We start from the raw sequence: 22,647 nt of genomic DNA, 5'->3' as shown, positions 1-22,647 counted from the left end.
TCAGCCTTCTTCCTGGTACGAGTCGGCCACTGTCTCGGCGTACCGCTGGGACTGCGCGAGGGCTTCGTCCACGGTGATCTGACCGGCGATCGCCGCGGAGATCTGCTGGCCCACCCGGGTGCCCAGGTCTTGGAACTCCGGGATCCCGACGAACTGGATTCCGGGATAGGGCACCGGCTCCGTGAAGCTGTTCTCCGGACTAGCCAGCCCCATGGAGGTCAGGGTCGGCTCGGAATAGGCCTCGGCGATCTCGGCATACTCGGGAATCTCGTAGGTGGACAGGCGGCTTCCCGGCGGCACCCGCTCCCAGCCGAGCTCGTCGCCGACCAACTGGATGTAGTCGGGACTGGTCATCCAGGAGACGAAGTCCCAGGCCGCGTCCGTGTGCTCGCTGGTGGTGGGGATGGCCAGGGACCACGAGTACAGCCAGCCGGCTGACTCGGTCTCGCTGACCGGGGCCGGCACGTAGCCGACGTTCCCTGCCACCGTGGAGGAGGACGGGTCCTCGATGGAGGAGACCATCGAGGTGGCGTCGTACCACATGGCGGCGTTGCCCTGAGCGAAGCGGGTGAGGCAGTCACCGAAGCCGGAGGTGGCGGCGCCCGGCTGGCCGTACTCGCGTACCAGGCTCACGTAGTCGCTGACGGCGGCATGTACCTCGGGCGTGTCCAGCTGGGCGTTCCAATCGGAGTCGAACCAGCTGCCGCCGTAGGTGTTCATCACCGTGGTCAAGGGAGCCATCACTTCACCCCAACCGGCGAGACCGCGCAGGCAGATGCCGGAGAAGCCGGCTTCGGGGTCGTGCAGTTGAGCAGCGAGGTCGCGGACCTCGGTCCAGGTGGGGCGTTCCGGCATGGTGAGGCCCTGCTCGGTGAAGACATCCTCGCGGTAGGCGAGAAAGGAGGACTCTCCGTAGAAGGGCACGGAGTACAGGTCCTCTTCGTAGGAGAGCGCCTCGGCGACGCTGGGCACGAAGTCCTCCGGCTGGTAGCCCTCGGTGCTCTCGGCGTAGGGCTGCAGATTCTCGATCCAGCCGTTCGCCGCCCACATCGGAGTTTCGTAGTTGGAGATCATCACCACGTCGAACTCGCCGCCGCCGGTGGCCACTGAGGCGGTGATCTTCGCTCGCGCCTCGTTCTCGGGCAGGCTGACGAAGCGCACGTCGATGTCCGGGTGCTCGGCACGGAACTCGTCCTGCAGCGAGATCGCATCCTGCATCTGCGGGTTGGAGACGATCGCGACCACGATCTGCTCTTGCCCGTCTCCCCCGCCGACGGCGCCCGCTCCGGCGCAACCGGCGAGGGCGAGCGACGCCGCGCCGGCAACAGCGGCGATGCGGCGAGAGTGGCGCAGACGAGGCCTGCGCGGACGGGACCGCGTCGGACCCGCGCTGTCTGGGGGGCCCGCGGGTGATCGGCGCCGCTCGGGCACCGGGCGGGCCAGCTCATCTGGGAACATCGTCGTCCTTTGTGTCAGTGCGGTCATGGCCGCGCGCTGCCCCTCCGAGCCGAAAGTCGCTCATCTGATCGGGAGCGGTGCGCTCATCTGATATTAGGTGACCATAGTCGGATACACTCAGATGAGCAAGAGCGCGATGCCCATCTGTTACCCGGAGGAGTTATGGATCATGATGAACTGGTCCTGATGCGCGACGTGAGCATCGACTTTCACCTCGAAGGCAAGTCGAAGGTGGAGATCGCCAAGGAGCGGGCCCTGTCGCGGTTCCAGGTGGCACGTCTGCTGAGCACCGCACGGGAGCTCGGCATCGTCCGGATCTCCATCGCGCTACCTGAGGAGTCCGGCGCCGATCTGGGGAACCGGCTCGCCGCCGACCTCGGGGTGGAGGTGCTGATCAGCCCGTCACACTCGGATGCCGCGCAACGCCGTGAGCTGTTGGCCCGGACCGTCGCGCGGGCCGTGCGTGATCGGGTGCACGAAGGCATGACTGTGGGGATGTCCTGGTCGCGCACGATCGAGGCGGCCGCGCGCTACATCGACCGACTCGCCCCCTGCGACATCGTCCAGCTCGTCGGCGCCCAGCCCGTCCAGGGCAGCGGCGACTCCCTGGAGCTGATCCAACGCTTCAAGGGCCTCCCCGGGGTGAACACCTGGCCGATCTGGGCACCACTGGTGGTGCGAGACGCGGCGACCGCCACCGGACTGCGCGAACAGGAACAGATCGCTGAGGCGCTCGCCAAGGCTGACGCACTCGACCTCGCTGTCGTAGCGATCGGTGGATGGTCCCGGCCGACCTCCACGGTGTACCCGAACCTCACCGAGTCCGACCTCGAGGCCGCGAGCGCCGGCGCGACGGTGGGCGAGTGCTCCGGGCGACTCTTCGACGCCGATGGCCGGGAGGTACGCACCCCGCTGGATGAGCGCGTGGTGGCAGTGACCCTGGATCAACTGCGACGCACACCCGACGTGGTCGCGTGCGGTTTCGGTGCACCGTCCGCACCCGCGATCCGTGCCGCTGTACGGGGCGGATTCGCTTCCACCCTCGTGCTGGACGCCGACTGCGCCCGCGCACTTACGAGCTGAAGGAGTCCACGAGGTCGGTCACCGTGGCTCGTGCGCCACGGCTGCGCAAGGACTCGAGCGCCCAACGGTAGGCAGCCACGAATCTCTCGTCGTCGACCAGGTCGGCGAACAGGTCCCGGTCGCGGATGAACGCCAGGTCGTCGTCAGCCTGCTTGACCGCCGCAGCATGCACCCTCTCGGCGATCCGATCCACGATCTCGATCGGCTCGCCCTGCTCGTCCACCCCTTCGGCATAGCGCGCCCAACTGGCCACCACGGCAGCCGAGAGCGCGATCTCACCATCGGTAGCCAGGTTCTCCCGGATCACCGGCACCAGCCAGGTCGGGATGCGGTCGGAGGACTCCGCGCACAACCGAGCCACAGTGTCCCGCACCGCGGCGTTGCTGAACCGCTCAATGAGGGTGGACTTGTACTCCTCCAGGTCCACCCCGGGAACCGGCCGCAGCGTCGGCGTGCCCTCGCGATCCATGTAGCCGCGCAAGAAGCGGGCGAACAGCTCGTCCTGGCACACCTCGTGCACCAGCCGATACCCCGAGAGGTAGCCGACGTAGGCGAGCGCCTGGTGGCTGGCATTCAGCAGGCGGAGCTTCATCAGCTCGTAGGGCATCACATCGTCGACCACCTGGACACCGGCATCCTCGTACGGCGGCCGACCGGAGGCGAAGGAGTCCTCGAGCACCCATTGCGTGAACGGTTCGGTCACCACGGGCCACGCGTCGTCGATCCCGAACGACTCGTTCACCATGGCGCGATCGGCGTCGGTGGTCACCGGGGTGATGCGGTCCACCATCGAGTTGGGGAACGGCACTTCGCGTTCGATCCAGTCGGCGAGCTCGGGATCCTTGGCGCGGGCGAATGCAGAGAACATCCGGTGCGCCACTTCGCCGTTGCCTTGGATGTTGTCGCAGCTCATCACCGTGAACGGGGCCGTACCTGCCTCCCGACGGCGGTGCAGCGCCTCGACGACGTACCCGAAGGACGTCGTCGGGGTGGCACCAGGCGCGAGGTCGGCGCGCACGGCGGGGTTCTCCAGGTCGAACTCCCCGGTGACCGGGTGCACGTTGTAGCCACCCTCGGTGACAGTGAGGGACACGATCCGCACCGCCGGGTCGACCATCCGAGCCAGGGCAGCCTCGGGATCGTCGGGGGCGAACACGTAGTCGGCGATGGAACCGATCACCCGCGCCTCGGTCCGGCCGTCTGGATGCTTGACCGCGAGTGTGTACAAGCCATCCTGAGCGTGGAGCGCATCGCGCATCCGCACGTCTCCTGGCAGGAGGCCGAGGCCGCAGATGGCCCAGTCCAGCGCCTTCCCCTCGCCCATCAGGCGATCCAGGTACATCGCCTGGTGGGCGCGGTGAAACCCGCCGACCCCGAGGTGAACGATCCCGACACTCAGCTGGGAACGGTCATATCGTGGCACCGCCACGGTCGGGTCGAGGTCATGCAAGGTCTCGTCACTGAGAGAGGTCATCACGGCTCCTGACGTCGGATCGTGACCTGAGATTATCAGATGAGCAAGAGGTGCTCGATCAGATGAGCAGACCGGTGGATGGGTGAGACGTTCAGCCGCGGAGCGCCGTCACCACGCGCGGAGCGATCGCCCGGAACGCCTGGCCCCGATGCGAGATCGCGTTCTTCTCCTCCGGGGTGAGTTCAGCGCATGAGCGCGACTCGCCGTCGGGGCGCAGGATCGGGTCGTACCCGAAGCCGCCCTCCCCGCGTGGAGCGGGGAGCAGCGTGCCGCGCAGCTGTCCGAGCTCGACGTGCTCGGTCCCGTCCGGGGTCACCAACGCCGCAGCGCACACGAAGGCGGCACCGCGGTGCTGCTCCGGTACGTCCGCGAGCTGGGCGAGCAGCAGGTCGAGATTCGCCTGGTCGTCGCCGTGCGCACCTGCCCATCGAGCGGAGAAGATCCCCGGGGCGCCACCGAGCACGTCCACGGCCAGGCCGGAGTCGTCGGCAATCGCGGCCACCCCGGTGTGCACGACCAGGGCGCGTGCCTTGATCAGAGCGTTCTCGGCGAAGGTCACTCCGTCCTCAACCGGCTCGGGTGCACCGACGTCACCGGCCCCGACGATCCCGGCAGTGTCGTCCGAGGCGATCCCTGCCTCGGCGAGGATGGCCCGCAGCTCGCGCACCTTGTGCGCGTTGTGCGTGGCGAGAACGAGAGAAGGCCGAGGCGAGCGACCTGATGGGGCTCCCACCGCCGTCAGGCCTCGAGCGGCCCGGGCGTGGGGCGCCGGGTGACAGCGGTGGCCAGCGCCTGCCCCTGCAGCTCGGTCAGGCGAGCCGTACCAGTGACGGCGAGGTCAAGCAGGGAGTCGAGCTCACCCCGGTGGAACGGCACCCCCTCGGCGGTGCCCTGCACCTCCACGAACGAGCCCGAGCCGGTGACCACCACATTCATGTCCGTCTCGGCCCGCACGTCCTCCTCGTACGGCAGGTCGAGCATCGGCGTTCCGTCGATGATGCCGACGCTGATGGCGGCCACCGAGTCGCTCAGCACGGTGGCGCCGGGCTTCACAGCACCGTTCTCCCGGCCCCAGGTGACGGCGTCGGCGAGGGCGACGTAGGCTCCGGTGATCGCAGCCGTCCGGGTGCCGCCGTCGGCCTGCAGCACGTCGCAGTCGAGCACGATGGTGTTCTCGCCGAGCGCGGAGACATCAATGATGGCGCGCAGCGAGCGCCCGATCAGGCGGGAGATCTCGTGGGTGCGCCCGCCGATCTTGCCCTTGACGGACTCACGGCTGGACCGGGAGTTCGTCGAGCGGGGCAGCATCGCGTACTCGGCGGTGACCCAGCCCAGGCCGGAGCCCTTGCGCCAGCGCGGCACGCCCTCGGTGAAGGAGGCGGTGCACAGCACCCGGGTGCCACCGAACTCCACCAGCACACTGCCCTCGGCCTGGTCGGACCACCCGCGGTGGAAGGTCACCGGGCGGAGCTCGTCAGGGCGTCGGCCGTCGGCGCGGGTCACGGCAGTCGTGGCGGAATCAGTCATGACACCGAGCCTACGGCAGCGGGCGGCATGCTCTCCCGCCACGCTCGACCGACCGCGCCCTCATTCCCACGGCCGAGCGCAACCTTGTGCGGCGTTTCGGCGAGGAAACGCCGCACAAGGTTGCGTCCGGCGAGGGAAGGGGCAGGGGCGCCGAGGGTGGTGCGAGGTCGTCAGCCGGTGTTCTGCAGGCCCGCGGCCACACCGTTCAGGCTCAACAGCATCAGACGGCGGACCGCCTCATCCTGCTCAGCGTCAGCACCCTCATCCTCACGCAGGGCGCGCAACGCCCGGAGCTGCAGCAGAGAGAGCGCGTCCACGTACGGGCTGCGCAGCTGCACCGCACGGCCGAGCACCCGGTGCCCGGCGAGCAGCCGCTCCTGGCCGGTGATCTCCACGATCCACTTCTTGGTCAGCGCCAGCTCGTCCAGCACCAGGGCGGCGAGGTCGTCGCGGTCGCCGAGGGCGAGGTAGCGCCGGGCGATCCGCTCGTCCGTCTTCGCCAGCGACATCTCGACGTTGTCGATCATCGTGGCGAACAGGGGCCAGCGCTGGTAGGCCTCCCGGAGCCGCTCCAGGTCCCCCACACCGGCGAGCGCCGTGCCCAGCCCGAACCATCCGGTGAGGTTGATCCGCGCCTGGGTCCAGGCGAACACCCAGGGGATCGCACGCAGGTCCTCGAGGGACTCCATGCTCAGCCCGCGGCGGGCCGGGCGGGAGCCGAGCGGCAACCAGCCGACCTCCTCCTGCGGGGTGACCTGGCCGAACCAGGCCGGGAAGCCCTCGGAGCGGACCAGTTCGTAGAAGCGCTCCCGGGACACCTCGTCCATCCGCTCGGCCACATCGGCGAAGTCGCGGGCAGCGGTGGAGTTGCGCTCCTCCACCGTGGGAGTGGACTGCAGCAACGTGGCTGCAGCGACCTGCTCGATGTGCCGCTGAGCGATCACCGGGTCGCCGTACCGGGCGAAGATGACCTCACCCTGCTCGGTCAGCTTGAACCGGCCGTCCACCGAGCCCGGGGGCTGGGCGAGCACGGCGCGGTTGGCCGGACCGCCACCACGCCCGAGAGCGCCGCCGCGGCCGTGGAACAGGGTCAGGGTGATGTCGTGCTTCTTCGCCCACTGCGCGATGCGCTCCTGAGCGTCGTACAGCGCCAAGGTGGCCGAGACCGGGCCGACGTCCTTGGAGGAGTCGGAATAGCCGAGCATCACCTCGACCCGACGCCCGGTCGCCTCCAGCCGCTGCTGCACCTGCGGCAACGCCAGCATCTCCTCGAGCACATCGGTGCTCGCCTGCAGGTCGTCGAAGGTCTCGAACAGGGGGATCACGTCGAGCACCGGGGCGTTCTCGGCAGACCCAAGTGCTTCCTCGGCCAGCCGGTACACCGCGGCGATGTCGTCGGCGCAGGTGGTGAAGGAAATGATGTACCGGTGCGCGGCGAGTTCGCCATGGCGGCGTTGGATCCCGGAGATCGTGCGCAACGTCTCCAGCACCTCCTGGCTCCGCTCGCTCAGCTCACCGCCGGCATCGATCTCGGCGAGGGTCTGGTTGTGCACCTGCGAGTGCTGCCGCACCTCGAGCTCAGCAAGGTGGAACCCGAAGGTCTGCACCTGCCAGATGAGGTCCTGCACATCTCCGTAGGCCTGCCGGGCATCACCGGCCTGCGCCAGGGAAGACTGCACCACGTCCAGGTCGGCAAGCAGCGCGGCAGAGTCGTCGTAGCCCAGGTCGGCATCCCGACGGCGAGTGGCTGCGATCCGTTCGGCGATCACCAGCATCACGCGCCGGTACGGCTCGTTCGGGGACTTCCCAGCGATGTCGTCGGTCAGCTCCGCGGAGAGCTGGCGCTGCCGGTTCCACAGCGCCTCGAGGTCGTCCGAGGAGGGCGTCGTATCGGCACCCAGGGTGAGCGCACGCCCGATCCGCAGGGCGGCCTTCTCGAGTCCGCTGAGCACGTGCTCGGAAGCAATCGCCGCCGCCGACCGGGTGATCGAGGACGTCACGTTCGGGTTGCCGTCCCGGTCCGCGCCGATCCAGCTGCCCAGACGCACGAAAGCCGGAGCCTGCACCGGAGCTGGGGTGTCCGGGTCCTGCAGCAGGGCGTCCACGGTCCGGTACATCGCCGGCAGGGCGGTGAACAGCGTCTGGTCGAAGATCCCCATCGCGGTGCGCACCTCGTCCAACGGGGTGGGCTTGGTAGCACGGAGCGGTGAGGTCCGCCAGAGCCGATCGATCTGGGAGATCAGCTGACGGCGGTTGCCCTCCAGCGCGTTCGGCCCCAGTCGGGGGTCGTCGCGCTCACCAAGTAGCTCGGAGATGCTGCGGATGCTGGCAGCCACAGCACGGCGGCGTGCCTCGGTGGGGTGCGCGGTGAGAACGGGACGGAACTCCAGACCGGAGATACGCCGTCGGGCCTCGTCCTCGCCAAGTTCTTCGCACAGGAACGCCCACGCCCTGCGCAGGGAGTCCTCCGGCGGTCGGTCAGGGTCGATCGAGTCGGTGTCGCGAGCGCGCAGCGTGCGCACCCGGTGGAACTCCTCGGCCAGGTTCACCAGGTGGAAGTAACAGGTGAACGCGCGGGCCACCTTCTCGGCACGGTCCAGGCTGAAGGACTCCACCAGCTCTTCGGCCTGGGTGAATGCCTCGGTGCCGCCGTCGTCGTAGGCCGAGATGGCCAACTCGCGCAGGCGCTCGACATCAGCGAGGAGCTCGGGGCCGCCGCTCTCGGTAAGAACGGTGCCAAGCATCTCGCCGAGGAGCCTGACGTCGTGGCGCAGGGCGTCCGGCATCTCCAGTACCGCTCCGGTCCGGGAGCCGGTGGCGATCCCGTTCGCGGGCGTGGTCACGGTCGCTTCGGGTGCATCGGTCATAGCGGGAGACTACCGAGCCTTTACCGCTTCGTGACACCCACTCCCGTGAGTGGACAGTCACACCGCGGGTGGTCGGGTACTCGCGGGGCGCACCCGAGCGGCCCGCATTCGATGACGACCGAGTGCGCGACTTCTCGGCCATATCTCAACGAATGAGCGAGATTCGCCGCACTCGCGCAAGGGGGTGTGGGGGTGGGGTGGCCGAGCGGGGCGTGGTGGGATGTGTCACACCGGTCACACGATCCAGGTGGCTCCCGGCTCGGCGAGGTCGACCGGCCCGGAGAACTCGGTGAGGGCCTCGGCAAGCACCGTCTCCGAGCTCACCCACGGTTGCACATGGGTGAGCACCAACCGGCCCGCGTCGGCCCGGGTTGCGGCCTCGCCTGCGCGCCGTCCGGTCAGGTGGATGCCCCGGACCACGTCGCAGGACTCGCTGAACGCCGCCTCGCAGAGGAAGAGGTCGGCACCGGCGGCGGCCTGATCGAGGCCGGCGCAGGCGTCGGTGTCGCCGCTGTAGGTGAGCACCCGGGTGCCGTTCCCGCGCTCGCTCGGACCTTCGATGCGCATCGCGTAGGCCGTCACGGGATGGTCCACCTCGACCACCGTGATCCGCAGCGGGCCCACGTGCACGTCGACGCCAGGCTGCCACGGGCTGATCCGGAACTGGCCGTCGATGCACTCGCCGTTGCCGCACACCTGGCCGATCCGCTCGCCCGTCTCGGCCGGGCCGTGCACCGGGACCGGCGGGTACGGTCCCTGTGGCCCGTACCGCAGGTAGACGTGCATCGCCGCCATGTCAACCATGTGGTCGGCGTGCAGATGGGAGAGCAGCACCGCGTCCACGGTGGCCGGGTCGCAGTACCGGAGCAGCTGCCCGAACGCGCCGGAGCCGAGGTCCAGGAGCACGCGCCAGGTGCGCTCACCGTCGTCAGCCTCGACGAGATACGCCGACGAGGCCGACTCCGGGCCGGAGACCGACCCCGAACAACCGAGCACCACGAGTCTCATCAGGTTGCCTCCACGACCGGGATCTCCCCGGTGATCTCTGCGGCCGACTCCGCGCCCACCTCGGGGCCGAGGAACCGGTGGGCAAGCCGGGTGAACGCAGCCGGGTCGCCGGTGCTGAGGAACCGGTGCCGTACCGCGCTGGGCGCTGGTTCGGCCCGACCCAGCCCGTTGGCCACCAAGGCCGCATACACGTCCTTCGCTGTCTCCTCCGCGCTGGAGACCAGCGTGACGGCGTCCCCCACCACGTACTGCACCACACCCGTGAGGAGGGGGTAGTGGGTGCAACCGAGCACGAGTGTGTCCACGTCCGCCGCCAGAATCGGGGCGAGGTAGTCCCGAGCGACGTCGAGAAGCTCGGACCCGGAGGTGACGCCCCGTTCGACGAACTCCACGAACCGCGGCGCTGCGGTGGTGGTCAGCTGCAGGTGCGGCGCCGCGGCGAAGGCATCCTCGTAGGCGCGCGATGCGATCGTGGCGCGGGTGCCGATCACCCCGATCCGCCCGGTGCGCGTGGCGGCCACGGCTCGGCGCACAGCCGGCTGGATCACTTCCACCACGGGCACGCCATCGGTGAGGGTGTACCGCTCCCGGGCATCCCGCAACACCGCAGCCGATGCCGAGTTGCACGCGATCACGAGCATCTTCACGCCCGAGGCAACCAGGTCGTCCATCACCGCTAACGCGTGAGCGCGCACCTGCGCGATGGGCAGCGGACCGTAAGGGCCGTGCGCCGTATCCCCGACGTAGCGCACACTCTCGTTCGGCAACTGATCGATCACGGCCCGGGCGACCGTCAGCCCTCCGACCCCCGAGTCGAAGATGCCGATAGGTGCATCACTCACCCAAGAGAGCGTAGAGCCGGGGCCCGACACTCGCACCGCTCAGTCGTCGAGTGTGGGCAGCATCACCTGCAGCAGGGACTCCTGCAGCCAGCTGAGTGCGGAGTAGAGCATCCCGAGCGCCTCGCGTACCTCATCCTGCTCGGAACCCCGCTTCGTCGAGCGGAACACCGCCCGGTGCAGCTCCTCGGCATCGGCCTCGGTGCGGATCCCGAGCCGTTCGGCCACCACGAGCCGGACGTCGTTGAGGGCGCTGGCCCATTCCATCGCATGCTCGGGCGGGACCCGCACCTGAGTGCCCGGGGTTTGTAGTGCCGTCCAGACCATCCGCAGGCGTGCCGTCTTGGCCTGCCGCAACTCCGCCTCGGTGAGGCGTCGGAACTCCGCCGAGACCTCGTCGTCAGTGACGCTCGCATCCGGGAGCAGTCGCGCCAGTGCAGGGTCAGCGGGTGTCAGCAACCCGTCGGCCGACCAGGCCAGGCCGGCCAGCGGATCGGTGACCTGATTGCCGGGGTGAGGGCCGTCGTCGGGCGCGTCGGCCAGCGGACCGAGCGGCACCCCGAGCAACTCGCTCGTGTCAGCGACCACCCGCGCCAGGATGGTGCGCTCATCCCCACTGATCTCGGCGACGAACGCGCCACGGCGCCTGCTGAACCCCCGCACGCCCGTCAGTCCCCGTCCTGGGAGAGCGTGGCCCACAGCCCGTAGGAGTGCATCGCCTGCACGTCCACCTCCATCTTCTCCCGGCTGCCGTGGGAGACGGCGCTGCGGCCCTGCTCGTGTACCTGCATCATGAGGGCGCGCGCCTTCTCCTCGGAATAGCCGAAGTAGCTGCGGAAGACATAGGTCACGTAACTCATCAGGTTCACCGGATCGTTCCACACGATGGTTCGCCACGGCTTGTCGGGGGCAGTGCGGGCGTCCGACTCGGTCACGGAGTCGGTGTCCGGTGTGCCCACCGGCGCGGAGGAGACGGCCATACGGCATAGCCTACGGATCCTCCACTGCGGTGGCAGCAGATCCCCGAGCGGCGTGCAGGCGGATACCGTGGGCCCATGTCTGCCCGATCCCACGTGTGCACCCCACCCAGCACGGCCCTGCTCACCGACCGGTACGAGCTCACCATGGTGCAGGCGGCGCTCGCCGATGGCACCGCCTCGCGACGCTGCGTCTTCGAGGTGTTCACCCGCCGCCTCCCTGCGGGCCGCCGCTACGGGGTGGTCGCCGGGACCGGGCGCGTGCTGGAGGCGCTACCCACGTTCCGCTTCGCCGACGCCGAGCTGGAGTACCTGCGCGAGAACTCGATCGTGAACGACCAGACATTGGACTTCCTCGCGAACTACCGGTTCACCGGGGAGATCTACGGCTACGCCGAGGGCGAGGTGTTCTTCCCCGGATCGCCGCTGCTGACCGTGGAGTCCTCGTTCGCCGAAGGAGTGCTGCTGGAGACACTGGTGCTTTCCATCCTCAACTACGATTCCGCGGTGGCCTCGGCCGCCTCCCGGATGACCGGCGCGGCCGGGTCCCGCCCGTGCCTGGAGATGGGGGGCCGGCGGGCGCACGAGCACGCGGCCGTGGCCGCGGCCCGCTCGGCAGTGGTGGCCGGGTTCGCCGGCACCTCCAACCTCGAAGCGGGGCGCCGGTACGGGCTGTCCACGATCGGCACCGCCGCCCACGCATTCACCCTGCTGCACGACGACGAACCCTCCGCCTTCGCCTCGCAGGCGGACTCGTTCGGCGAGCACACCACGTTGCTGGTGGACACCTACGACATCACCGAGGGAGTGCGCCGCGCGATCGCCGCGGCGGGCACCGGCCTGGACGCGGTCCGACTGGACTCCGGCGATCTGGGCCAGGTGGCTCGGGAAGTGCGCGACCAGCTTGACGACCTCGGCGCGACGGGCACCAAGATCGTGGTCTCCTCCGACCTCGACGAGCACGCGATCGCTGCCCTGGCGGCGGCCCCGGTGGACTCCTACGGTGTGGGTACCTCCGTGGTGACCGGTTCGGGTGCTCCGACCTGCGGAATGGTCTACAAGCTGGTGATGCGGGAAAACAGCGCCGGCGTGATGGAGCCGGTGCAGAAGGCGTCGGCGTCGAAGGCGAGCGTCGGTGGGCGCAAGAGCGCGGCGCGTCGCGTCGATGCCTCGGGCCGGGCCAGCGAGGAGGTGGTGATGAGCGGGGCGCAGGCGTCTTGGCAGCCGGCCGAGCCGGACCTGCGTCCCCTGCACCTGCCGCTCGTGCTGGACGGGGTGGTGCAGCCGGGTTTCACCGGAGCGGACGGCGTGACGCGGGCTGCCGAGCGGCACGCCGCCTCACGCGCCGAGCTGTCCCCGTACGCCCGGCGCCTCTCCGCCGGTGATCCTGCCATCCCGACGACGCACGTGAGCGCGTAGGCACCGCACCCGCACCCGGCGTCCCACCCCGCACCCCACCCCGCACCCGCGCCTCACCCCACCTCGCCGAACGCAACCTTGTGCGGCGTCTGAGTCGCTGAACGCCGCACCAGGTTGCGTTCGGCGGGGTGGCTGGGCCGGTCAGGACTGACCGACGAACCAGCGACGCACCTTGGCGATCCGGGTACGCAGGTGCTCGGCCGAGGCGGTGGCCACCTCTCCCCCGCCGGAGTGCTCGCGCAGGCGCGTATGCACCACCCCGTGCGGGGTGCCGCTGCGCCGGGCCCAGGCCTTCACCAGCTGGTTGAGCTCCTTGCGCAGCTCGGCCACCACCCGGTGATCGTCCACCGGGCGCTCGGCCACGGCCCCCTTCTTGCCCCGGGCAGCCACATGATCGGCCTGCCGCGAGCGCAGCAGCGTGGTCACCTGATCGGCGTCGAGCAGACCCGGGATGCCGAGGAAGTCCTGCTCCTCCTCCGACCCCAGCTCGGCGCCGACGCCGAACTCACCGCCGTCGAAGAGCACCTTGTCGAAGGAGGCCTGCGCTTCGAGCGCCTCGAACCCGGGGAGCATCAGGTCGTCGGAGGCCTTCTCCTCCTTGTTCGCCGCGGCGAGTTCGGCGTCCTCGGCGGCGAAGATCTCTACCGTCTCCTCGCCCACCGTCTTGCGATCCAGGGCGTGGTCGCGCTCGGTCTCCATCTCGTTCGCCAAGCCCAGCAGGGTCGGCACGGAGGGGAGGAAGATCGAGGCCGTCTCGCCGCGCTTGCGGGCCCGCACGAACCGGCCCACCACCTGGGCGAAGAACAGAGGCGTCGCCGCGGAGGTCGCATACACCCCGACGGCGAGGCGCGGCACGTCGACCCCCTCGGAGACCATCCGCACCGCCACCATCCAGCGCTGCTCCCCCTCGGCGTACTCCTCGATCCGACGGGAGGCATCGTCGTCATCGGAGAGGACCACCACGGGCGGGGTGCCGGTGATCCGCTGCAGGTGCGCGGCGTAGGCGCGTGCCTTCGTCTGGTCGGTCGCGATCACCAGCCCACCGGCGTCGGGCACGTGCCGGCGCACCTCGGTGAGGCGCCGGTCGGCAGCCGCCAGCACGGACGGGATCCACTCCCCCTGCGGGTCCAACGCGGTGCGCCACGCCTGGGCCACCATGTCCTTGGTGAGCGGCTCACCGAGCCGTGCACTGATCTCGTCCCCGGACTTGGTACGCCACCGCATCTGCCCGGAGTAGGACAGGAAGATCACCGGACGCACCACGTGGTCGGCGAGCGCATCCCCGTAGCCGTAGGTGTAGTCGGCCCTGGACCGGCGGATGCCGTCGGCGTCGGGCTCATAGCTGATGAACGGGATGGGCGCAGTGTCGGAGCGGAACGGGGTGCCGGTGAGGGCGAGCCGCCGGGTGGCCGAGTCGAACGCCTCCCGGACTGCGTCGCCCCAGGAGAGCGCGTCACCGCCGTGGTGCACCTCGTCGAGGATCACCAGGGTGCGGGCGTTCTCGGTGCGGGCACGGTGCAGGTTCGGGTTGGCCGCCACCTGGGCATAGGTGAGCGCGACGCCGTCGTAGGCCGCGCCCTGGCGACCCTGCGCGTTGCGGAAGTTCGGATCGATCCGGATGCCGACCCGGCCGGCAGCGTCGGCCCACTGCGTCTTGAGGTGCTCCGTGGGGGCCACCACGGTCACCCGCTGCACCACCCGCCGCTCGAGCAGCTCGGTGGCCACCCGCAGGGCGAACGTGGTCTTCCCCGCACCCGGGGTCGCGACGGCGAGGAAGTCCCGGGGATCACGGGCCAGGTAGGACTCCAGTGCCGCGGCCTGCCAGGCGCGCAGCCGGGAGGCGGTGCCCCACGGTGCGCGTGCCGGGTATGCCGGTGGCAGGTTCGAGGCCGCAGCGGTGGAACCCGCCGATGCCGGGGCGTCGGTGGTGCTGGAGGTCTGAGTGGCGGCCGGGGTGGTCGGCCCGGTCACTTCTTGGAGCCGAAGCCGAAGAAGCCGCGCCGCCCGCCGGAGGAGTCATCGTCGCCACCACCGGTGATGCCCTCGTAGATCTCCTTGCACGCGGGGCAGATCGGGAACTTCTTCGGGTCCCGGTTCGGTGTCCACACCTTGCCGCAGAGGGCAACCACCGGACCGCCGGAGACGGCGGCCGCGGTGATCTTCTCCTTCTTCACATAGTGCGAGTAGCGCTCGGAATCGCCGGGAGCTGCTTCCTCACGGGTCTCCTCCCGCTCCAGCACGTCGGTACCGGGCTGCGAGGAGATGCGCTCGGGCTCCTGGGGCTGCGTGGGAGGGGTGGGCTCGCTCATGCCTCCCATTGTACGAAGCCCGACGGCGTCCCGCGCCCCAGGCAAGCGACCTCACCCGGGTGCACGCGTCAGTGACGTCCGCACCGATCCCGGCCCGAGCGAGCCGGCGCGTGTCACCGCGATCATCGCCGGCCACCCTGGCGGGCGAAGACGATCGCCGACCACACCACCGCCGTCGTGAGGATGGCCACCATCCATACGAGGGCGACCACCGGTGCATCTCCGGCCGGCGTGCCCATCAGGAGGCTGCGCAAGGTCTCGATCACCGGGGTGATCGGCTGGTGCTCGGCAAATCCACGCAACCACGACGGGAGGGTCTCGGCGCCGACGAAGGCCGTGGAGAGATAGGGCAGGAACAGCAGCACGAAGCCGTAGCCGTTCGCCGCCTCCGGACTGCCGGTCGCGAGCCCGATCGCTGCGAACAGATAGGTGATCGCGAGGATGTAGGCCGCGACCACGCCGATCGCCAGCAACCACTCACCCACGCCCGCCGTCGGCCGGAACCCGATCGCGAGCGCCACGCCGAGTACGACCACAGTCGCGACGAGGTTGCGGGCCAGGCTGGCCACCACGTGCCCGGTCACCACCGCCCAGCTGCGGATCGGCAGCGTGCGGAACCGGTCCATGATCCCGGACGCCTTGTCACCGGCCACGTCGATGGCGGTGGAGGAGGCGCCGAACCCTGCACACAGCAGGATGATGCCCGGCACCACATAATTCACGTAGTCCCCGCTCGAGTCGATCGCGCCGCCGAAGACGTAGACGAACAGCAGCATGAGCATCACCGGCAGCAAGATCGCCATCAGCATGGCGTCGACGTTGCGCACGCTGTGACGCAGACTGCGCGCGATGAAGACGGCGTCCACGGCGCCGGGGCGAGGGCGCGCTGCTGCGGGCGCGGCCAGCTGGGCCAGAGCGTTCATGAGTGGCTCCGTCCGGCGGTCGCGAGCTCGGGCGAGGAATCGTCCTCGCCCTCGCCGGTGAGGGCGAAGAACACGTCGTCCAGGCTGGGCCTGCGCACCGCCAGCTCACCCGTGACGCCCAGTGCGTCGATGGCATCAAGCGCTCGCCGCAGACCGGCCGAGGTGCCATCGGTGGGCTCTGCGTGCAGGAGTGCCCCGACGGCGTCCCGCACCTCCACCACCTCCTCACCGACCGCTCGCTTCAGCTCGGCCGGTGTTCCTTCGGCGACGATCCGCCCGTCCCGCAGGATCGAGACGGTGTCGGCCAGCTCGTCTGCCTCCTCGAGGTACTGCGTGGTCAGCAGCACGGTCGTTCCGTCCGCACGCAGGGCACGGATCACCTCCCAGAGTTCTCGCCGGCTCCGCGGGTCCAATCCGGTCGTCGGTTCGTCCAGGAAGACCACCGGAACGGCGACTACCAGGCTCAGCGCCAGGTCGAGCCGTCGGCGCATCCCACCGGAGTAAGTCTTCACGCGCCGATCCGCCGCGCCGGTGAGCCCGAACCGCTCGATGAGTTCGCGCGATCTCGACCGTGCCGCGCGGCCACGCAGACCGTGCAGCCCGGCCATCATCCGCAGGTTCTCCTCGGCGGTGAGCACCTCATCCACCGCGGCCGACTGTCCGGTGAGCGCGATCCGGCGCCGTACTCCGACAGGGTCGTCGATGAGGTCCGCACCCGCGATCTGCACCGTGCCGGCATCCGGACGCAGCAGCGTCGCCAGGATCGTCACCAGGGTCGTCTTCCCTGCCCCGTTCGGTCCGAGCAGCGCGTGCACGGTTCCGCTCTCGACTCGTAGGTCCAGGCCGCCGAGGACCTCCACCGGACCGAACGACTTGCGCAGCCCGCGCACGTCGATGGCTGTGTTCATCATCCATCCCTTCATCAATGTGTACGGCATACACAGTATGTGAGATACACCGACTTGTCTACGCCATAAACAAAACTAGGGTGAGGGTATGGACCACGACCCGGACGAGATCGGCCTCCCCCGTGGCATCGCACTCGCATGGGGCGTGGCTGCCCACCCGCAGCAGCGCGGCCCCAAACGCGAGCTCAGCCTCGAGCGGATCGTCGACACCGCCGTCGAGCTCGCCGACGCCGACGGCCTCGGCGCCGTCTCCATGGCCGCTGTGGCGAAACGCCTCGGCTTCACCACGATGTCGCTCTACCGGTACGTCACCAGCAAGGACGATCTCCTGCTCCTGATGGGCGAGACGGCGCTCGGCACCCCTCCCCACAGCGTCACCGAGGCGCCCACCTGGCGCGAGGGCCTGCTCCGCTGGCATCACGAGTCCCTGGCCGTCTACCGGGCCCACCCCTGGATGCTCGACCTACCGATTACCGGGATCCCGAGCACACCGGCGAACCTCGCCTGGGTGGATACGGCGCTGAGCATCCTGGTCGAGACTCCGCTCGACCCGCTCGAGCGCACCGCAGTCCTGCTGCTGATGACCGGCCACGCACGGTGGACCGCCATCGTGGAGCGCGGGTACGACGAACAGGCCCGGGAGGCGGGCCAGACGCCCGACGATCTGGACCGTCAGGTCGCCGCGATGATTGACGCCCTCGTCACCGAGGAGCAGTTCCCCGAGCTCCGCCGGGCCATCGACGCGGGCGTCTTCACGGCAGACGCCGATCCGCTCGCGTTCGGCCTGGAACGCCTGCTCGACGGCGTGGCGCTCTACGTGGAGGCGCGAGCCTCGGGCGCGCCAGCAGACGTGCCACCTCCCGAGGAGGCCAGCACCGACGCCTTCCCGAAGGACCGGAAGGTCCGCGAGGCGCGGTCGGCGCGGCGGGAGGCCGAGAAGGGCGTGCGCGAAGCGAACAAGAAGCTCCGCGAGGCGGTCAAGCGCGAACAGGAGGCTGTCGCCCGAGCGCGGGAGCATGAGAAGTCCGGCCACTGACCACGGCGAACATGACCGGCGACCCCTCGCTCCGCCGTCGACTGCTCGGCAGATCGCGATGCCGGGCTGGCATGACGAAGGGGCGCGGGATCATTCCCACGCCCCTTCGGGTGGCGACCGTCAACGGCCGCCGGTGATCACTTGGCGACGGCCTTCTTCAGGGCCGAGCCGGCGGAGACCTTCACGCCGTAACCAGCGGGGATCTGGATCTCCTCGCCGGTACGCGGGTTGCGACCGGTGCGTGCGGCGCGCTCCACGCGCTCCACGCTGAGCAGGCCGGTGACCTTGACGGCCTCGCCCTTGCCCAGGGATTCCACCAGGACCTCCTGCAGGGCGCCCAGGGCGGAGTCTGCATCGGTCTTGGTCAGACCAGCCTTGTCGGCGATGGCGGCAACGAGCTCGGTGCGGTTGACGGACACGGAGATTCCCTTCGTTCGTGGCCGCTCCCCGATCGGGGAGCGCTGTCGTCACACTACGACGACGCGCCCCGTCCGCGGGCATTTCGACGGCGTTTCTCGGCGTGTTTCCGCCATTTTCGCCCTCTGGGTCGGTTCATCCTGCCTCATCTGTCACAACATTCACATCTGTCACACATTCTCTCGGGTGGTCGTTGCTCCGCCCGGCATACGCTGACCAGAGGCCGCGACCGGCGGCGCCAGAGCCCCGAGTGCATCGACGAGAGGACGCGAGATGGCATTCCTGGAGACCGACCTGCTGGACCGGATCCATGCCCGCGCCGCGGGGTACGACCGGGAGAACGCCTTCTTCGCCGACGACCTGGCGGACCTGGTGGCGAGCGGGTACCTGAGCGCGCACGTGCCGGCACGGCTCGGCGGAGGCGGGCTCACCCTGGCCCAGCTCACCCGGGAGCAACGCGCGCTGGCGGGTGCGGCCCCGGCCACCGCGCTGGCGGTGAACATGCATCAGGTGTGGGTCGGTGTGGCCACCGTGGTACGAGCCCGTGGTGAGTCCTTCGCCGATCAGGTGCTCACCGAGGCGGCGTCCGGAGAGATCTTCGCGTTCGGCATCTCCGAACCGGGCAACGACCTGATGCTGTTCGGCTCCACCTCTACCGCCGAGCCCGACGGCGCAGGCGGCTACCGCTTCACCGGCACCAAGATCTTCACCTCGCTCTCCCCGGCCTGGACCCGCCTGGGCGTGTTCGGCGCGGACACCACCAGCGCCGACGAGCCGAAGTCGGTGTTCGCGTTCCTGCACCGGGACGAGGTGAAGGAGGGGCGGGTACAGATCCTGGACGACTGGGACACGCTCGGCCAGCGCGCCTCCCAGTCGCGGACCACGCTGTTGCGCGGTGCGCACGCCCCGGCCGAGCGGGTGATTCGCCGGATCGACCCCGGGCCGAGCCGTGATCCGCTGATCTTCGGCATCTTCGCCTGCTTCGAGATCCTGCTCGCCGCCGTCTACACCGGGATCGCCGAACGGGCGCTCTCCCTGGCGGTCCAGGCTGCGCAGCAGCGCACCTCCCGCAAGAACGACGGCGCCTCGCTGGCCCACGACCCGGACGTGCGCCGCCGGATCGCGGCAGCAGGCATCTCCCTCGACGGCGTGGTGGGCCAGCTCGAAGCACTCGCCCGGGACGTGGACGAGGGCACTGACCACGGTGACCTGTGGTTCCCCCGGCTGTCGGCACTGAAATGGCGGGCCACCGAGGTCGCCCGCGAGGTGGTGACAGCGGCCATGCAGGTGGCCGGTGGGTCCGCGTACCGCACCGGCGACGAGCTCGGTCGCCTCTACCGCGACGTGGCGGCGGGGATGTTCCATCCGAGCAGCGAGGACTCCGCTCACCAGGCGATGGCGACGGCGATGCTGGGGCCGCTGCCTCGCTGAGCCGCCGAGCGCAACGCTGTGCGGCATTTCCGTGGCTCGATGCCGCACACGATTGCGTTCGGCCATCGGGTGCGGCGGATAGCATGCAACCAGTCCCCGCCTCATGATGAAGGAGCACAGCGCGCATGGCCGGTTCGGTCCTCCAAGCCCACGATCTCTGGGGCGGCTACCCCGGTACCCCGGTGATCAACGGCATCGATCTGACGATCACCGCCGGTGACGCCCCGTTGGGCATCATCGGTCCCTCCGGCGTCGGCAAGACCACTCTGGCCCGACTGCTGCGCGGTACCGAGCGCCCCACCCGGGGGCAGGTGACGTTCAACGGACGTGCGATCCGCCGCATGCCGCGCCGTGAGGCCAAGGAGTTTCGGGCGGCGGTGCGCTTCCAGTCCCAGGACTCGATGACCGTCACCGACCCGCGACTCACCGTGGCCGCCAACCTGAAGGAAGCGCTGAAGATCGCCCGCAAGGCGGGGCGCACGCACGCCACCACGACGGCGGAGCTACTGGATGCCGTCGCCCTCCCCGAGCAGTTCGGCAAGCGGGCGATGATCACGCTCTCCGGGGGCGAGCGACAGAGGGTCGCGCTGGCCACTGCGCTGGCCACCCGCCCGGAGATTCTGGTACTGGACGAACCGTTCACGGCCGTGGACCCGCAGACCCGCGGGGAGATGGCCCGGCGCCTCGGCGCCATCATGGAGCGGCTGGGCACGGCAGCGGTGGTGATCTCACACGACCTGGAACTGGTGGAGCGGATGTGCCCCTCGGTGCACTTCCTGGCCGAGGGACAGTTCGTGGCCAGCGGTCCGGTGAGCGAAGTACTCGCCAACGCCGAGCACCCGGCGGTCCGGGACCTCGCCGAGGCCGCCCCGCTCGCCGTGCAGCGGTTTCGCTGAGCCGCCGCCTCAGGTGATGTCACGCTGCCGGAACACCAGGGCGCCGACGGCGACCAGCAGCACAGCCAGCACGGCCAGATAGCCCGCGCTCCAGGCGAACGAGATGCTGCGCTCGACCTCCTCGCAGGCGATCGCGCCGTCCGGCCGCTGCTCACAGGTCAGGACCCAGTAGCTGGAACCGTACTGCAGCCAACTCATCAGGTTGCCGCGGACAGACCATGGGGTCAGCGCCCGCACCGCTGAGACGAGGATCGCCTCGACCGCAATCACGTACCCCGCCACGACAGCCAGCACCACGGCGGTGGATCGCAGCAGGAACCCCAGGACCGCTCCGGCCACGGCCGCCAGGGGCAGCACCGCGAGCGTGCGCACAGCACTCCAGAACAACGCCGAGGACACGGTCGCCTCGACCCCACGAAGCTCGAACGCTCCCCAGGTACCGACCGCCAGGATCCCGGTCAGGAGGAGCGAGAGCAGCAGCGCAAGGAGGGCGACGGCGCCGACCTTGCTCGCGTAGACGCGGAGCCGGCGGGGCTGGAACGTGAGCAGGGTCCCCATCGCACCGCTGGCGAACTCGGCCGCGACCGCCGTGGTGCCGATCGCGAGTCCGACGCTACCGAGGACCAAGATGCTGAACGGACGCACCGTGAACGCCACGTGCTCCGCCAGGGTCGCCTCGTACGGGAGGTACCACTCCGGTTGCGGTTCCATCTGGTCGCACCCGAAATCGTAATCTTCGCCGTCACGCTCCGATTCCCGCTCCTGGTCCTCCAGGCACTGGGCGACCATCTCCTCGCCGTTCTCCTCCCAATCGGCCAGCTCCTGCTGGTAGGCCTCCTCCGCCACGGCGCGCTGGTCGTCCGTGATGGGTTGGGCGGCGGCCCAGGACGTGAGCACGATCGCGAGACTGGCCAGGAGGCCGGCGATCAGGAGCACCCAGACAAGCAGGCGCAGGCGGATTCGGCGCAGTTCGGTGCGGAGTAGCATCAGGCAGCTCCCGCCTGGGTGCTGGGCCGCCGGTCTCGCCGGCGAGGACGCCCGAGCTCGACCTCTTGGGTGAGTTCGAGGAAGACTGACTCCAGCCCGACCCGGACCACGCCGAGCTCGGCGGCGTAGATGCCGTGCTCGGCAAGCAGCCGGTTCACGCACGCGGGATCATCGGCACCGTCCAGGAGCAGGGCACCCTCATCGACCCGGGCCGTCAGGCCTGCGCGAGCGAGCACGGGGAGCGCCGTGTCCGGCTCCGGCACGACCACGCGCACGGTGACGGCCCGCTGACCGATGATGTCGGAGACGGCACCCGTGGCGATCAGCCGGCCACGACCGATGATCGAGACAGTGTCAGCGATCTGCTCCACCTCACCGAGGATGTGGCTGCTCACCAGCACGGTGTGCCCCTCGTCGGCCAGTCGGCGCATGGTCGTACGGATCTCGTGGATCCCGGCCGGGTCGAGACCGTTCGTGGGCTCGTCGAAGATCAGCAGGTCGGGCTCCTTGAGCAGCGTCGCCGCGATCGCGAGGCGCTGCTTCATGCCGAGGGAGTAGGTGCCGAAGCGATCGTCGGCACGGTCAGCGAGGCCGGCCTGAGCGATCACGTGACGCACCCGACGGCGCCTGGCTCCGATCGCCCCGGCGAGCAGCTCCAGGTTCTGCCGCCCGGTGAAGTTCGGGAAGAACTTCGGCGATTCGACGATCGCACCGACCCGGCCGATCACGTCCGGCAGCTCAGCTGGAACCGGCCGTCCGAAGATCCGGATCTCCCCCTCGTCCGGCCGGATCAGACCGAGCAGCATCCGGATCGTGGTGGTCTTGCCCGAGCCGTTCGGCCCGAGGAAACCGTGCACACCGCCGACGGGGACCCGTAGGTCGAGCCGGTCGACGGCCACGCGTCGACGTACTCCCGGATAGGTCTTGCGCAGTCCCTCGGTCGTGATCGCACAGTCAGCGGTCATCACCCCTCCTTGCGTTGGCCCCCTACGGTCACTCTAGCCGCGGGACACGCCGCTGTACGAGCGTTTAGCGGTTCGTAGTGCAGTCGTCGAGATCCCGGGTGGCCACGCTGGCAGCCACTCTTC

The 22,647-nt window shown here is 69.6% G+C and carries 21 protein-coding genes; 5 read left to right on the top strand and 16 right to left on the bottom strand.

The window, feature by feature from the left end; all coding sequences use genetic code 11:
• A complete protein-coding gene (locus BLU77_RS03060; protein WP_089771640.1) occupies positions 1–1,458 on the bottom strand; it encodes an ABC transporter substrate-binding protein in 1,458 nt (485 codons plus the stop codon).
• 162 nt (positions 1,459–1,620) lie between these two features.
• Between BLU77_RS03060 and BLU77_RS03055 the strand changes: the two genes are divergently transcribed.
• The gene (locus BLU77_RS03055; protein WP_089771639.1) at positions 1,621–2,541 is read left to right on the top strand and encodes a sugar-binding transcriptional regulator; all 921 of its coding nucleotides are present in this window, start codon (positions 1,621–1,623) and stop codon (positions 2,539–2,541) included.
• Here the strand turns inward: BLU77_RS03055 and BLU77_RS03050 are convergent.
• The 8 genes from BLU77_RS03050 to clpS form a co-directional block, all read right to left on the bottom strand.
• Positions 2,531–4,015 (bottom strand): mannitol dehydrogenase family protein, encoded by a 1,485-nt coding sequence (locus BLU77_RS03050; RefSeq protein ID WP_089771638.1) that lies wholly within the window; start codon positions 4,013–4,015, stop codon positions 2,531–2,533. The genes BLU77_RS03055 and BLU77_RS03050 overlap by 11 nt on opposite strands.
• Positions 4,016–4,106: 91 nt before the next feature.
• The gene (gene rdgB, locus BLU77_RS03045) at positions 4,107–4,757 is read right to left on the bottom strand and encodes an RdgB/HAM1 family non-canonical purine NTP pyrophosphatase (protein ID WP_425441216.1); all 651 of its coding nucleotides are present in this window, start codon (positions 4,755–4,757) and stop codon (positions 4,107–4,109) included.
• On the bottom strand, positions 4,754–5,542 hold the full coding sequence (gene rph, locus BLU77_RS03040; protein ID WP_089771636.1) for a ribonuclease PH: 789 nt from the start codon (positions 5,540–5,542) through the stop codon (positions 4,754–4,756). Before rph ends, rdgB begins: the two co-directional genes overlap by 4 nt.
• Positions 5,543–5,712: 170 nt before the next feature.
• Positions 5,713–8,409: a phosphoenolpyruvate carboxylase gene (locus tag BLU77_RS03035; protein ID WP_425441203.1), complete on the bottom strand. Its 2,697-nt coding sequence runs from the start codon at positions 8,407–8,409 to the stop codon at positions 5,713–5,715.
• A 234-nt stretch (positions 8,410–8,643) separates the two neighbouring features.
• A complete protein-coding gene (locus tag BLU77_RS03030; protein ID WP_089771635.1) occupies positions 8,644–9,417 on the bottom strand; it encodes an MBL fold metallo-hydrolase in 774 nt (257 codons plus the stop codon).
• Positions 9,417–10,259, bottom strand: a complete 843-nt coding sequence (gene murI / locus BLU77_RS03025; protein ID WP_245708642.1) for a glutamate racemase — start codon at positions 10,257–10,259, stop codon at positions 9,417–9,419. Before murI ends, BLU77_RS03030 begins: the two co-directional genes overlap by 1 nt.
• Before the next feature lie 39 nt (positions 10,260–10,298).
• Positions 10,299–10,919, bottom strand: coding sequence for a DUF2017 domain-containing protein (locus tag BLU77_RS03020; RefSeq protein WP_089771633.1), 621 nt, complete (start codon positions 10,917–10,919; stop codon positions 10,299–10,301).
• Positions 10,920–10,924: 5 nt separating this feature from the next.
• The gene (clpS, locus tag BLU77_RS03015; protein ID WP_089771632.1) at positions 10,925–11,236 is read right to left on the bottom strand and encodes an ATP-dependent Clp protease adapter ClpS; all 312 of its coding nucleotides are present in this window, start codon (positions 11,234–11,236) and stop codon (positions 10,925–10,927) included.
• A gap of 75 nt (positions 11,237–11,311) precedes the next feature.
• On the opposite strand from clpS, the gene BLU77_RS03010 reads away from it, so the two are divergent.
• Positions 11,312–12,652 (top strand): nicotinate phosphoribosyltransferase, encoded by a 1,341-nt coding sequence (locus BLU77_RS03010; RefSeq protein ID WP_089771631.1) that lies wholly within the window; start codon positions 11,312–11,314, stop codon positions 12,650–12,652.
• A gap of 141 nt (positions 12,653–12,793) precedes the next feature.
• Here BLU77_RS03010 and BLU77_RS03005 read toward each other — a convergent pair whose 3' ends face one another.
• The 4 genes from BLU77_RS03005 to BLU77_RS02990 form a co-directional block, all read right to left on the bottom strand.
• The gene (locus tag BLU77_RS03005; protein WP_245708772.1) at positions 12,794–14,533 is read right to left on the bottom strand and encodes a DEAD/DEAH box helicase; all 1,740 of its coding nucleotides are present in this window, start codon (positions 14,531–14,533) and stop codon (positions 12,794–12,796) included.
• An 86-nt stretch (positions 14,534–14,619) separates the two neighbouring features.
• Positions 14,620–14,961 carry a DUF3039 domain-containing protein gene (locus BLU77_RS03000; protein ID WP_089771629.1) on the bottom strand — a complete coding sequence of 114 codons (342 nt, stop codon included), beginning with the start codon at positions 14,959–14,961 and terminating at the stop codon, positions 14,620–14,622.
• A 122-nt stretch (positions 14,962–15,083) separates the two neighbouring features.
• Entirely contained in the window at positions 15,084–15,884 is an 801-nt protein-coding gene (locus BLU77_RS02995) for an ABC transporter permease (RefSeq protein WP_089771628.1), read from the bottom strand.
• Positions 15,881–16,792: an ABC transporter ATP-binding protein gene (locus BLU77_RS02990; protein ID WP_425441202.1), complete on the bottom strand. Its 912-nt coding sequence runs from the start codon at positions 16,790–16,792 to the stop codon at positions 15,881–15,883. Before BLU77_RS02990 ends, BLU77_RS02995 begins: the two co-directional genes overlap by 4 nt.
• An 88-nt stretch (positions 16,793–16,880) precedes the next feature.
• On the opposite strand from BLU77_RS02990, the gene BLU77_RS02985 reads away from it, so the two are divergent.
• Entirely contained in the window at positions 16,881–17,828 is a 948-nt protein-coding gene (locus BLU77_RS02985; RefSeq protein WP_089771626.1) for a TetR/AcrR family transcriptional regulator, read from the top strand.
• A 137-nt stretch (positions 17,829–17,965) separates the two neighbouring features.
• Here the strand turns inward: BLU77_RS02985 and BLU77_RS02980 are convergent, their stop codons facing one another.
• Positions 17,966–18,247, bottom strand: coding sequence for an HU family DNA-binding protein (locus BLU77_RS02980; RefSeq protein ID WP_089771625.1), 282 nt, complete (start codon positions 18,245–18,247; stop codon positions 17,966–17,968).
• 271 nt (positions 18,248–18,518) lie between these two features.
• Between BLU77_RS02980 and BLU77_RS02975 the strand changes: the two genes are divergently transcribed.
• Together BLU77_RS02975 and BLU77_RS02970 are read left to right on the top strand one after the other, a co-directional pair.
• Positions 18,519–19,676 (top strand): acyl-CoA dehydrogenase family protein, encoded by a 1,158-nt coding sequence (locus tag BLU77_RS02975; RefSeq protein ID WP_089771624.1) that lies wholly within the window; start codon positions 18,519–18,521, stop codon positions 19,674–19,676.
• A 125-nt stretch (positions 19,677–19,801) separates the two neighbouring features.
• Positions 19,802–20,572 carry an ABC transporter ATP-binding protein gene (locus BLU77_RS02970; RefSeq protein WP_089771623.1) on the top strand — a complete coding sequence of 257 codons (771 nt, stop codon included), beginning with the start codon at positions 19,802–19,804 and terminating at the stop codon, positions 20,570–20,572.
• A 9-nt stretch (positions 20,573–20,581) separates the two neighbouring features.
• Here the strand turns inward: BLU77_RS02970 and BLU77_RS02965 are convergent, their stop codons facing one another.
• The gene (locus tag BLU77_RS02965; protein WP_089771622.1) at positions 20,582–21,559 is read right to left on the bottom strand and encodes an ABC transporter permease subunit; all 978 of its coding nucleotides are present in this window, start codon (positions 21,557–21,559) and stop codon (positions 20,582–20,584) included.
• Complete coding sequence (locus tag BLU77_RS02960; RefSeq protein ID WP_089771621.1) at positions 21,559–22,524, bottom strand: ABC transporter ATP-binding protein; 966 nt, start codon at positions 22,522–22,524, stop codon at positions 21,559–21,561. Before BLU77_RS02960 ends, BLU77_RS02965 begins: the two co-directional genes overlap by 1 nt.
• Between the last annotated feature and the right edge of the window lie 123 nt (positions 22,525–22,647).

Source organism: Ruania alba (genome assembly GCF_900105765.1).
Classification (GTDB): domain Bacteria; phylum Actinomycetota; class Actinomycetes; order Actinomycetales; family Beutenbergiaceae; genus Ruania; species Ruania alba.
Note: the sequence above shows the minus strand (reverse complement) of the source record. Positions and strands in the feature narration are given on the sequence as shown.